The sequence below is a fragment of the Marinifilum fragile genome (assembly GCF_963677365.1).
Lineage (GTDB): Bacteria > Bacteroidota > Bacteroidia > Bacteroidales > Marinifilaceae > Marinifilum > Marinifilum fragile.
Map to the genome: position 1 here is coordinate 4,190,150 of NZ_OY781962.1, position 12,906 is coordinate 4,203,055.

10 protein-coding genes are annotated in these 12,906 nt (G+C 32.4%); 4 read left to right on the plus strand and 6 right to left on the minus strand.

The features are described 5' to 3' along the window. The first annotated feature begins 211 nt into the window (after window positions 1–211). Entirely contained in the window at window positions 212–949 is a 738-nt protein-coding gene (locus tag ACKPCA_RS16835) for a DUF6261 family protein (protein WP_321280114.1), read from the plus strand. A 79-nt stretch (window positions 950–1,028) separates the two neighbouring features. Here ACKPCA_RS16835 and ACKPCA_RS16840 read toward each other — a convergent pair whose 3' ends face one another. Continuing rightward, entirely contained in the window at window positions 1,029–4,742 is a 3,714-nt protein-coding gene (locus ACKPCA_RS16840) for an NACHT domain-containing protein (protein ID WP_321280115.1), read from the minus strand. A gap of 294 nt (window positions 4,743–5,036) precedes the next feature. Here ACKPCA_RS16840 and ACKPCA_RS16845 point away from each other — a divergent pair, with 294 nt between their 5' ends. Together ACKPCA_RS16845 and ACKPCA_RS16850 are read left to right on the plus strand one after the other, a co-directional pair. After that, entirely contained in the window at window positions 5,037–5,537 is a 501-nt protein-coding gene (locus ACKPCA_RS16845) for a hypothetical protein (protein WP_321280116.1), read from the plus strand. A gap of 78 nt (window positions 5,538–5,615) precedes the next feature. Beyond that, a complete protein-coding gene (locus ACKPCA_RS16850) occupies window positions 5,616–7,445 on the plus strand; it encodes a tetratricopeptide repeat-containing sensor histidine kinase (RefSeq protein ID WP_321280117.1) in 1,830 nt (609 codons plus the stop codon). Here the strand turns inward: ACKPCA_RS16850 and ACKPCA_RS16855 are convergent. Further along, the gene (locus ACKPCA_RS16855) at window positions 7,442–8,104 is read right to left on the minus strand and encodes a DNA-binding response regulator (protein ID WP_321280118.1); all 663 of its coding nucleotides are present in this window, start codon (window positions 8,102–8,104) and stop codon (window positions 7,442–7,444) included. The two genes, ACKPCA_RS16850 and ACKPCA_RS16855, sit on opposite strands and share 4 nt — an antisense overlap. A 252-nt stretch (window positions 8,105–8,356) precedes the next feature. Here ACKPCA_RS16855 and ACKPCA_RS16860 point away from each other — a divergent pair, with 252 nt between their 5' ends. Beyond that, window positions 8,357–9,097, plus strand: a complete 741-nt coding sequence (locus ACKPCA_RS16860; RefSeq protein ID WP_321280119.1) for a LytR/AlgR family response regulator transcription factor — start codon at window positions 8,357–8,359, stop codon at window positions 9,095–9,097. Window positions 9,098–9,275: 178 nt separating this feature from the next. Here the strand turns inward: ACKPCA_RS16860 and ACKPCA_RS16865 are convergent, their stop codons facing one another. The 4 genes from ACKPCA_RS16865 to prmC form a co-directional block, all read right to left on the minus strand. Beyond that, entirely contained in the window at window positions 9,276–9,872 is a 597-nt protein-coding gene (locus tag ACKPCA_RS16865) for an LPP20 family lipoprotein (RefSeq protein WP_054716548.1), read from the minus strand. Window positions 9,873–9,927: 55 nt separating this feature from the next. Beyond that, window positions 9,928–11,337, minus strand: coding sequence for an LPP20 family lipoprotein (locus ACKPCA_RS16870; RefSeq protein WP_321280120.1), 1,410 nt, complete (start codon window positions 11,335–11,337; stop codon window positions 9,928–9,930). Window positions 11,338–11,423: 86 nt separating this feature from the next. After that, window positions 11,424–11,909 (minus strand): regulatory protein RecX, encoded by a 486-nt coding sequence (locus tag ACKPCA_RS16875; RefSeq protein ID WP_321280121.1) that lies wholly within the window; start codon window positions 11,907–11,909, stop codon window positions 11,424–11,426. Window positions 11,910–11,964: 55 nt separating this feature from the next. Beyond that, window positions 11,965–12,822 carry a peptide chain release factor N(5)-glutamine methyltransferase gene (gene prmC / locus ACKPCA_RS16880; RefSeq protein WP_321280122.1) on the minus strand — a complete coding sequence of 286 codons (858 nt, stop codon included), beginning with the start codon at window positions 12,820–12,822 and terminating at the stop codon, window positions 11,965–11,967. Window positions 12,823–12,906: the final 84 nt, after the last annotated feature.

A 12,906-nucleotide genomic window follows, 5' to 3' on the forward strand; every position in this document is an offset into this window, starting at 1 on the left:
AGCGAAACAAATTAAAGTGTGAATTGGCTTCCCTCAAGTTGATTGGATAAGAGGAAAGCTTAAAATGTCTTCAAACGAGATGAGAAAGTGTACATTAAAATTACAAATAGCATAGCACAAATACAATTAATAGGGAAGAGTGACTTTACCTGATATGAACCACTTGGTTTAGACAGGACTCACCCATAATACTAACCAAAAAAAGTAAGAGATGATAGAAAACATGTCTTTTCATGCTCTGCACAGAGATGAGTATTTTACTTTTGGAAAAAGAGTAAAAGAAATTTTTACTGGTTATGAGCTTGAAACCCTTAACTTAAAACAACCTTACGATAGGGTTGTAGCAGCGCTCACCAATCTTGATGAGGCGATGATAAAAAACAGTACAGCTGCTTTAACTACCGAAGTAGTAAATAAAGACATTCGACGTGATGATGGTTTTATAGCCCTTCGTAACTACTTGCGAGCATGTGTAAAGCGTTTGAAACCAGAATGGCAAAATGCGGCACGTTTGGTATTGAATGAAATAAGAGTTTATGGTGTGAATTTACACAAAGAATCTTATTCGGCTGAATCAGCAAGGTTGAACAATTTGCTTTCTGATTTTGAAAACAAGCCAGAGCTAAAAGCAGCCATTACCCTATTGCTATTGACCGAATGGGTAGCTGAGCTGAAGCAGGCACAGGCTGAGTTTGAAACAGCTGAGAAGGCCAGAATTGATGCCAAAGCCAGTACCAGCGAAATTAAAACCGATGAGGCTTGTTTGGAACTTCGCAAAACGTTGGAATTCCTTTTCCAGTTCTTGGAGCTGAACTATCAGATGACTCCAAGCGAAGAATACAAGCAAATTATGCGCAAAATAAACGAGGTAATTGCCGAGTTTATGAGCGCCATTAAAGCTCGTAAAACCCGCAACGAAAAAGAGGAAGAAGAAAATGTAGAGGCTTAGAAATATAGGTTTTACATATTTATAGTTGCTAATGAAAAGCGCCACTTCTGTTAGGGAGTGGCGCTTTGATTGAATAATATTACTTCAAGGTTTTTAGTAGTTTGGCTTTGTTAAAGTCTAAATGTTCGAGGTTGTTATAATTATCATAGTACTTGAAACTTTCTCCTAGAAGTTGCTCTAGATCTTTAGTAGATGCAGTTGTATATGTGTAACTCAGGATATTGAACAGGCTGTCTATATATCTAATATTCGAAGTTAAGTTTTCAATCTTCAAGGATTGAATAGTTTTTTCTTGTATAATATCCATTAAAAACACACAAGCTAAATAGAGGTTGACCTCTCCATAACATTCTTCGTATTCAAAAGCTTCTTCATATTCGAATAATTCACAACCAAATCCATCTTTATTATAGTATTCACATGGTTGAATTCTACAATTATTGCATGGAAAATGTGTAATATTCAATTCTGCCTTAAAGAAATACTTTGTTAAATAATTGGTTCTTTTATATTTTTCTAGTGTTTGGTTAATTTTATCAACAAAAGGATAAGGTAGTTTTGATTTTGTCTCGATTATTAATGTTAAGAAATTAAATAATGCATCTAAAATATCACCTGTTGGATTCGTTAAAAGAGATAGAGATTTTTCCCAGCTGTCCATGACTTTATTTTTATTCCTTAAAAAAAAAGAAAGTTTTATGCAGGCCAGAAATCTAAATAGTTGCCATATGCCATCTTCGTTTGATACCTTATGGAATAATACATCAATAATTTCATCGAAATATTTAGGTTCAAACTCTATAATGTGATCGTATCTATCTGGTAGCATATTTTTTGCTCTGATACACTCACTAATAGAAACTTTCTCTAACATTTTCTTGTGTAGCTTCTTATCAAGAGGGGCTCGGTGCATTATTGTGGTAATTATAGTTTCGTGTTCAATATTATCTATGTATAGATCTGCATGTTTGGGTGGGATATTTCGAACTTTATAATTATTGATGAAGTATTGAATAATATGAATGTATTTGACTTTGTTCTTATTGTAACAGAGGTTTAATATTTCATCAATATCTTCCTCTTTAGTAAGGATATTGAATTTGTTACTATATGAGATATACTCTAATTCAATCTGTGTGTCGATATACTCTAGGTCTTTTCTTGCAGCAAATCTAAATGCACTTAAATCGAAATTTATTTCAATTGTTTTTCTAGAAGTTTTGAGAGATTTCAAAAGCTTAAAAATAGAAAATATATAGTTGTAAATGTGTTTTTTATCTTCATAAGTAGATTCAATGTTTCTTTTGGCCAAGGACCATACTAATGACTGTATCTTTCTTATTGAATCACTTGAAATATGTGGTTGACTAAAATCATCTGCTTTAATTCTCTCAATTTCATTATAAACCCAGTTTGAATCAGTGTTGATTTTTGCAGAATAATACATTGATGCATACCTATCTTTCCCAATAATTTGTTTGATTTTTTCAGTAGGTAATTTCATAGTGTCTTTCTCAATATGATACTGAGAGAAGTCATAAATTAATTCTTTTAATATTTCATTATTGATCAGTTTATTAAAGTAGGTGTTTAATATTTCTAACACAAAAGGTAATCCTTGAGAGAAAAACATAGAGTCTTTATAAAATTTACTTCGAGCAATACCATGCATTAGTGAACTTATTTTCTTTTGCTGTGTATTATTTTCATTGTTTTGACTTACTTGTAGATAGGACTTTAATGTATTTAGTATTAGGTTTGTTATGTATTCACGATTTGAATTATTTAGTTTTCGGTAGATTCTAAATATAAATCTAGAAACTTCATTAGAATAACTCTTAACAAATAATTTGTGTAAATTTTTATGATTCCAGTATAGGTTCAGGTTTTGTTCCGACAAATAGGATACTATTAAAAAGAAAGCTTTTTGTTTTTTTGGATTGACGTCAATTAATTGAATAGTTTTTGATAGAAATTTTTTTACCTCAGGATAACTTGCATCACATTCAATTGTCATGCTTAAAAGTTCTTCAAACTTCTTAAACTTGAGTAAATATTTGATAGTTCTTATTTGTAAATGCTCACTTAAATGCTTTGCTGCTAAAAATTCTTGAGTTGTAACAGAATGAAATTTAAATCTCCATTTTTTATCTTCCAGTTCAATTAAGTTGCCAAATCCAATTTTTGATAATAGTATTACCGATTCGTGATATTCATTTAACATATCGCTAGTATATGAAGATTGATTGTCAAGAAGTAATTCAAATGAGAGCCTACAAATTTTACTATGTAAATTGTACCATTCTTTTTTATCTAATCTATGATTTTCAATTTCATGTTTTACGTTTCGATTTAGAATCCAATTATAAATTTGATATTTGGTGGAAAAATTGGAATAAAAATTTGGATCATTAAGGAATATTTGAATAACAAATGAAAGAATTAACGGATTGTTGAAAAGGTCTTGAAGCGTATCTTGTTTTTTAATTTGTTCATTGAAATTCTTAAAATAGATATCATTATTTGAGAATAATCTACTGATTTTTTCCAGATATATTTCTCTGGATGTGTTATTAAATCCAATTAGATTCAAGTTGGGAGTAGTGGGGAATTTGGAATATACCAATGAATAAGATCGTGAAAGAAGAACATAGTTAGTATGGATTGTATTATCTATTTTCCTAAGTCTGATGTTTAATTCTGTTTTATCAAGTTCACTTATTTCATCTAATCCATCTAAAATGAATCTAACATTTATCTCACTTTGTAGAATGGATTCCAGATTCTCTTTTTTTATTTTGTAGGTAGCAGTAAAATATTCATCAAAGCAAAAATTGTAAGTTTTTATTTCACTTAGATCAATGTATAATGGAATAGTTAATTTATCATTATCGTGTTTAGCCCAGTAATAACAAAGCCATTTTGCAAATGTAGACTTTCCACATCCTGGATTTCCTGTAATAACAATACGGTTATTATTAGAAAAGATGTAATCGTATGCTTCTTTATTTGAGTAGCGTTGACTCTTGCTTTGCTCTTCAACTGATTCCAAATCCATATAGTATTCATCCATACTTAAAGCTGGGATAGTATTGTTAAAATTACCAATGGTTCTTATCTGGATGAAATCTTCATTGGAAGAGTAGGTATGCTTAAGTTTTGAAATTAGTGTCTTCTCATAGGGTTGAAAAGTAACTGTTTCTTTTTTGAAATAGGGAATGTCAATTTTTAAATAGGCTATTACTAAATTGGCATAGTCACAGGAAGGTGTACCTATATTTGATTTAAATACATTAGATATTGACTTAAAATTACCAGCATTTAAATTATTAAATTTTATATCCTCTTCATTCTTTAATTTATAGTTGTGTAATGCATCTAGCAGGTCAAGAATTTCTTTTAAATAAAGTTCTTCTTCAAAGAATTCGATTTGTTGATGTAGCTTACTCCTAATATCGATCTTGATGTTTTTTATAGAGCTCCATCGCTTTATAGTTGTAAGTAGTTTTCTTGCCAGTATTAGATCTTGATTATTACTTCTTATTGTTTTTTCAATTAAAGAAACATTTTTTAATTGCTTCTCAATATCTCTTTTACAGTATCCATAACTGTTAACGAATGAAGATATTTTACAGGCAATATTCAAGCGTCTTTTTTCCCTGTCTGACCGATTATAATTTTTAAAAATACTTTGGGTATAGCTAAATGTACTATTATGACTACCTAATTCTTTTCTTATGCTTTTATAGCATTCACATTCCATTACATGCTGTTTGAATTCAGATCTGTTCATAGTTTTTTAGAGTTCAAGTACATTTTGATATTGATTTACTATGAGGGAAAGGGAAATGAATTTCCGTTTCCCTCATTTCCCTCCCTGTTCAGTTTATTATACTATACATTCGTAATAAATATAAGACAAAACGTTGTTAAAGATCTAAAATATAAGTTATGAAAGAGAAAAAAAATCAATGTTTTTAAGAAGGCATAAGACCTCTTACTCCTAACAAAAAAAAATGTGCTGGCCAGCCATTAGGAATTGACCTCCAAACGAGGAGGTAGTTATTAACCTTTAAAATTTCTAGGTATGAAAAATCGAAGCCCAAGTTTCGAAATGGGAAAGGTACACCCTTTATCGAACAAGGATTCTACGGTAAAACTATCAGTACATCAGTTAATTAAAAATAATTCTTACAACAAAAAATATAAAACTATGAAAACTAATACAATTCTTTATACGCTATTAATCGCCCTATTTACAATTTGCCTTTATAGCTGCGATGACTCATCTGAGGATTTTGGACAGGAAGAAGCTCAAAGTTCCATTTCAATCAAGATCCTTAGAACTAACTTAAAATATGGTGACGATAATGAGCCATTGCCAGATTGGCCAATAACCATTGAAGGGAAAACAAAGAGTAGTTCGGATGTCACATTGGAATCTGTACCAGGCTTTGAAACTTTGGATGAAACTACATCAAATACGGATGGTATTTTTTATCTGGAGGTGGAGAAACCAGGGGAGTATCTGATTACTGCTAATTATCAGGATGGTTTTACCGAAGAGCTTGCTATAACTCTGAAATAAATTAATATATTCAATTAATTTTAATAAATTACGAGAGCCATGAAAATGGCTCTCTTTTGTTAATTTCAGCTAAACCCAATGAAACAAGTTTTACTGCCTAAATTTTTATTCTGCAAGTTGATTCTTTGTGTATTTATCTTATTCATATCCAAATTACTTGTAGCAGAAAATAAATCAGATCGAGAGGAAATAATCAAGCTGATTACTTTAGGAATTGAAAATTGGAAGGAACATTCGTATGATAGTGCTCATATTTATTTGCAGACAGCTGAAAAAAGGTCTATTCAAATTCAGGATACTCAGTTAATTGTTGTGAGTTTGAATAACATAGGAATGCTTGAAATATCAAGAGCAAATTATAAAAATAGTATTGAATGTTTCCAGAAATCATTGAAATATAATTCAAATATCAATAGCTCTAAATTAAATACATTTTTAAATATTGGTATGACTTATCGCAAGATGGGGGATTATGAATCGGCATTAAGTTTTTTGCACAAAACAAAGGATACAGCAGAAAGTTTAGGAAAAAATAAAGAGCTTGCAATTTGTTACACTGAATTTGGGATTATAAAAAAGTTACAAAAGAATTATGAAGAAGCTCTTTCTTGTTATCATAAATCACTACAGATTGCTAGAGCCTTAGATTATAAGAAAGGAATTGTTGGTGCACTAAACAATATTGGCAACGTATATAAGGAGCAAAAGAATTTTTCGAAAGCACTATTGTATTTTAATGAGACCATAGATCTTAAACTAGAATTGGGAGATAAAAAGTATTTGGCATCTGCTTACATTAATGTGGGTGAGGTTCAAATGAAATTGGATGATTTCATAAATGCAGAAAACAGCTTAAAGAAAGCATTGAACTACAGTCAGGATTCTAAGAATAAAGAACAGGAAATTACGAGTTGTTTTTTATTGGGAGAGATGTTCATTTACAAAAAGAATTTTTTGCAATCGAAATTGTTTTTGCAACGAGCACATGAAAAAGCTGAATTGATAGGAGCCTTGGATTTGCAAAAAGAGGCCCTGTTGCGTTTGAAAAATCTTTACGCCGCTCAAAACAAAGGAAAAGAAGCTTTAGCATACTACGACAAATACATCAGCATAAAGGACAGTATTTTTAATTCTGAAAACACTGAAAGAATGCAACGGATGGATATTCAGTATAAAACTCGTGAGAAAGAGCAGCAAATAGAGGTCTTGAATATTGAAAAGGAAGCCAAAGCAAAGGAAAGTTTCTACATGAAAATTGTACTTGGGGTGTTTCTGTTTTCTCTTTTACCTTTGGGTTTATTCCTAAGAAGTCACCAAAAAACCAGAATTTTAAAGGAGAGGGTAGCGGCTTCGAATAGAGAATGCACAAAATTGGGCATGGAATTGCACGATTCTATTTCTGGCAGCTTAAGCTATTTATGCAGAAGCATGGAAAGGGAAAGTGTGGAGGAAAGTTTTGTAGATCAATTGCGACAGGTAAGCGATGAGGTGAGAGGCATTTCCCATCAACTCAACATGACAGCCATTGCTAACCAGGAATTTCGAGATGCATTGTCCGATTCTTTGCAATTGTCTAATTTTCCGGATAATATCGATCTGAAAATATATGTTCCCGATGGCTTCGAAATAGACGATTACGAAAAGAAAATCAACCTGATTAGAATCGTCCAGGAATTGGTACACAATAGCTTAAAACATGCACAGGCATCAAGTATTGTAATTAAATATAAAAAGGAGAGCAAAAGAATTCAATTCGAATATGCTGATGATGGAATAGGCATAGATTTAGACAAAATCCAGAAAGGGAATGGCTGGTTTAACGTAAAAGAACGAGCGGAACTTCTTTCTGGTAAAGTTAATTTACAAAGTTCGCCTGGTAATGGACTTTATTTTAAGTTGGTGATTTAAGTCTTATTAACTCTATCATGAAAGTGCTTTAAACCATCTTTACTTTTTATATCCAATTTGCGATAGATATTGCTAAGGTGTTTTTTTAAGGTATTGAGTGTAATTCCCAATTTACTTGCCAATTGTTCGTTACTATCGCTACTGTTTTCCGATGTAGCTTTTGTTACTTTTAATTCGGTTTTGGTAAGCGATTTTTGTTTTTCGAAATCAGAAATGAAGAATTTCTGTTTTTCTTCTTCAACGGTCTGTTTGTGTTTCAAGTAGGATGGAGACTCATAAAAATCATCCGAATCTTGATTCATCACGGCTTCAATGGTCGAAACAATATCCTCTATTTTTGCATCCTTGTTTAGATAAGAATTGAACTTGGCTTTAAGAAGGTCTTTTAAAATCACTTTTAATTTGTGATTGGTATAAGCAATACATTTCAGGTCTTTTCTGCTTTGCTTAAGTTCCGCTACAAACGAAACAATATCCTCATTAATACTATTGTAATCAAAATCAACCAACATTAAATGGATTTCACGATTTTGAATATAGGCTTTGGCTTTTGATGGATAAGTAAAGCTTTCGATATTTGCATCGGGATACATTTCGGTTAAAAGTTCGGCACTTGCTTTTTTTAGTAAATGATGATCTTCGATAACGACAATATTCATATCAGAAGGTAATGGCTTAGGGATTATAATTCTTGAAAGTATAAATAATTTGCTACGCTTTACTCTTTTACATTGATCTTTTTATGAAAAGACAGAACTTGTACTTTAATCATTTAAATTGGATGTTGGATATCTAAAAATTGGGCTTGGATCATTTCATGAGAGCAAAACCTACTACTTCGGGTTATTTTTTTTTGCTGAGCAAATGATGAGTTTTGTTTCACAAGAAAATCAAACTAAAATATCCTGACCATGAATGTTTATTTAATCGTAGATCACTGCAAAAAGGAAATTGCAGATTTAAAATCGAAACTAAGTAAAATTGAACCGGAGTGCAAGGTTTATCATTCTACTACAGTTGAAGATGCTTTATTGCTTTACGTATTGCACAAGCCACAATTGGTGTTTTTAGAGATAAATCTGAAAAACGAAAATGGCTTTGAGTTAATTCATGGATTGTTGGAATTGGGAGAGCGCCCAAACTTTGCCATTACAACTAAAAACGAAAATTTTGCCATCAAAGCAATCCGATCTTCGGCAGTTGATTATTTGCTAAAGCCAATTGCCATTGAAGATTTGCAGTTTTGTTTGAACCGTGTTCAAACCATGGAATACGAAGAAATGGAGAAACAGCGCATGACCGAATTGTTTTTAAAATTGAAAATTCAGAAAAGGGTTACCATTAAAAATCGTGTGGGTTTCGAGGTGATAAAACCAGAGGAAATTCTGTTTTGTAAGGCCGATAGAAATTACACGGATATCAAGTTGGTTGATGGTACAAGCTTAACTACTTCCACAACCTTAGGAAGTGTAGTGCAACAACTCACCAGTAAGGTATTTTTCAGAATTGGTCGTTCGGCAGTAATTAACCTGGACTACTTAAAGTCTGTGAATAGAAAAGATAAACAATGTTTACTGTCCTGTAATAATGAAGTTTATAAACTTCCTATGTCTCCCAATCGGGTTCAGGAATTATCAAGAGTGTTGAATTGACTAATTCATATCGATAGGTATTTAATACCATATATAAAAAACAGAGAGCTATTTTAAGCTCTCGAATAGTTTAGGTATAAAATGGTATCACAGGTGAATATCACCATTCTACTACTACAAAAAAAAACAGCGCATAAGTGATTCTATGCGCTGTTTTTAATTATAAGATTGAAAGGTTTTAAAAACCTCTTTGTTGAGCTTGTAATTTTTGCATTTCTTCTTCGAAAGTTTTCTTGAACTTTTCGTAATCGTAGTCAACTTTCAATTTGTCGTCTTGCGATAATTTTTGGTTGATTGCTTCTTCCAAATCTTTAGCACTCATTTCAAGAGCGATATAAGTTTTGTATTTGTTTTGAGCAGTTCTGGTTTGCTTTTCGCAGATCACCTTAATGTTGTTCAATTGTTGGTTGATCACTTCGCGAGTTAAGCCTTCAAAACGTTCTTCAACTTGCTCAACATTGTTCAATTCAGTTGAGTTTACATAGTTGTCGATTGTTCCTTGAACGGTAGATTGAATTAAAGTTGCCAATTCGGCACGAGCATTGGTTCCTGCTTTTTTCTTTGCAACCATCTGATCTAAACTCTCGCCAATTGCAGAAGCTCTAAAGTGGTTTTTGTCGCTTTGGTAATCAGGACCGGTACAATAAACTTCGATAAGCTCTTCGCCCTGAGATTTGGTAGAAACTGCTTTTTCAGCAGATCCACATGAACTTAATCCGGCAGCTAATAAAACTCCTAAACCAAGGAATAATGATTGTAATTTTCTTGTTTTCATCTTTTCTTGTTTTGAGGTAATTAATTACTAATTACCAATTATTCATTACTAATTTTTATAAGTCCAGTTGATTTAATTTTGGAATAATGGTGTTGTGAATTTCTTCAACAGCTTGTTCATACGCTTCCTTCACTGCATAATCGTAGCTGATCGGTTTCATTCCTTTCACTTCATATATCGCTTCATTGAATATCTCCATGCCACTGTTGACATCAGTAAGTGAGAAGAAACAATCCAGATATACGATATATACTTTGTAGTTTCTACCTTCCTTTATTTCTCCTTTGGTTACATTGGTATTGATATCGAGAAAGACTTTGGCCTTTTCTTTATCATTGGTAAAAGAGAAGAAATTCTCCGATAGCTCTTTCTTTACGTTATTTTTTAAAATCTCACGATTTGAATCCTTACCAAAAATCTTTTCGCTAAAATTTAAATAAGCCTTTAAGCGCTCAACATTGATAATGATTTTGCTTTTTGGCGCCGATTCTGGCGTAAAGAACAATTTGTTTAGCTGATAATTTTCCGATTCTTCGTTCAGAATAGTGCTTAGATCCAATCCAACTTCTATTTCCTGTAATTTCATTTTTGAAGTTACTTTTGAAAGTTTCGAAGCTGCATAACCAAACTCGTCGGTGCTAACCTTGTTGTTTAAAACACCTTCTCCTTTCGAGAAATCGATAGCCAGAGGAAGGTTTGGAATTAAACTGTTTCCACTTTCTCCCAACCATTCTGCCTTCACCAAAATCGGTTCTTTTTGCGATGTTGAAATTTCAATTTTAATTGCCTTTCTATCGGGAGTTAGTTGCGTTCTCTTAAAAATATTCTGAATGGAATTGTAGATGTCAGTCCCTAGGTTAATTCTTCCTTTAAAAGTCATTACCGACAAGTCTTCGTCCAAGTGTTTCTTTATGGCATCAAGAACTTTTGCATAGTAATTTAAAGCTTGGAAAATATCTAGTTTTTCTTCACTGATTTTCCCTTGCTCGAAGAAGTTTTGAGCCAATTTTTTGGCTTTGTTCAATTTTAATCGCTTTTGTAATTCGTATTGCGATTTCGATAAACGATAGTACACCCAATATTCGTTTCCTTTTTTGTTATCCCATGATCCAACAATTTCATAGCCTTCCAACTCTTCCATTAAGGAAGTTTGAATTTCCGATTGAAAATTCTCGCGAAAAGCGGTTTCATCTTCGAATTGTTGAAGAACCGAGTTTGCTGAAATGTTCACTGATATTTCGGAACACAAATCATGTAAAGCCTGATTTTTGGCTAGTTGGATGTAATTGGTTTTTGAATCATCTTTTTTCACAACCGAAATTCCTACATAATAATCAGGAGTAATAGGCCTCTCTTTAACCCACCTTGGAGCTCTTCTTTTTGCCATACCTTGTTGTGCCGAACAACCAATAAGCAAGAATATTATCAATGTAAAACTGAGAGTCGTGCGTAAAGTTTTTATCATTTGTAAAGGTTTAGTGTATGATTCGATAGCAAAATTAAAGATAAACATTCCTTAACAATAAGCTTGCCAAAGCTAAATTTAAAGTTTTATTTTATTTCTGACAGGAGGTCATCAATAAGATTTAATGACAATTGCGACTCAAATCCCCGGCTTTGAGCAAAGCGATATAATTTTGTCTTCAACTGATACGGATCATCATCTTTTAAGCTTCGCAGTTTCGATTGTAAAAGACCCTGGAGGTTTTCTTTATATTCTGAATCATTAATTTGTTCCAGAGCCTCTTTTATTATTCTTTCCGGAATTTGTTTGTGCTTTAAATGGTAGGATATCTTTATTCTTCCCCATTTGTTGAAGCGATACTTATCGCGCACATAAAAGTTCGTAAATCGACTTTCATCAATAAACTTGTCTTCGATTAATGATGTTATGATTTCATCCTGATCATCCGCAGAAATGTTCCAATCTTGTAGTTTTTTTCGAATATCGCTGCAGCATTTCTCTTGTTTGCTACAAATAAATTGCACTTTCGAAAGAGCTGCCTGTGGGCTTATGTTGGAGTTTTTTTTATACATTGATTTTTGAATGATTTGTAGAGACGTAGCATTGCTACGTCTCTACATTATAAAATTATTTTATCGCGGACATCATTCGGTCTTTGCCATTAATGTCTTTTCGAACTTGTATGTTGTAAAATCCTTTCTGCTCCATCAATTCTGACATTTCTTTTCCCAAACTTTCGTTGATTTCAAAGTACAGTTTCCCTCCCTCTTTCAGATATTCCTGAGCCAATTCTGCAATTCTTTGGTAAAAAATTAAAGGATCATGATCGCTCACAAAAAGAGCTGTATGCGGTTCAAAATCCAATACATTTTTCTCCATCTTTTCCTTTTCAGCATTGGTTACATATGGCGGATTACTTACGATGATATCCAATTGCTCCCATTCATAAGCTTCCCAATTTAGGATGTCTCTTTCTTCAAATCTAACTTGAACTGAATTAAGTTTTGCGTTTTCTCTGGCAGTTTTAATTGCGCCAGACGATATGTCAACACTTGTTACATCTGCATTTAAAAGATGCTTGGCCAGGCAAATGGGAATACATCCACTGCCGGTTCCAATATCCAATACATGCAAGTTTTCGTCTTTATTTTCATTTATGATGGCATGAACCAACTCTTCCGTTTCTGGTCTTGGAATTAATGTATGCTGATTTACTTTGAATTTCAGTTCATAAAAATCGGCTTCTCCTAAAACATATTGAATCGGTTTGTTCTCTTTTAAATCAGCAATGTATTTTTTAATTTGAAAGAATTGCTCATCATGAATAGGCTCATTTTTATTTAGTTGTATTTGGGTGCGTGAATAATTCAGAAGTTCTTCAAGCAGAATGTATGCAATGCTTTCACTTTCTCGCGAACTATAAATACTTTCAAGTTCTTTTTTTATGTAATTTATTGTAGATTGTATGTTGTTTAATTGGCTCATTGGTTCTGAATGATTTTACTTTGAATTGCTGAGTTATAAAGATTATATATCGGCATTTCAATTTAATATTTCATTGTTTCGCTT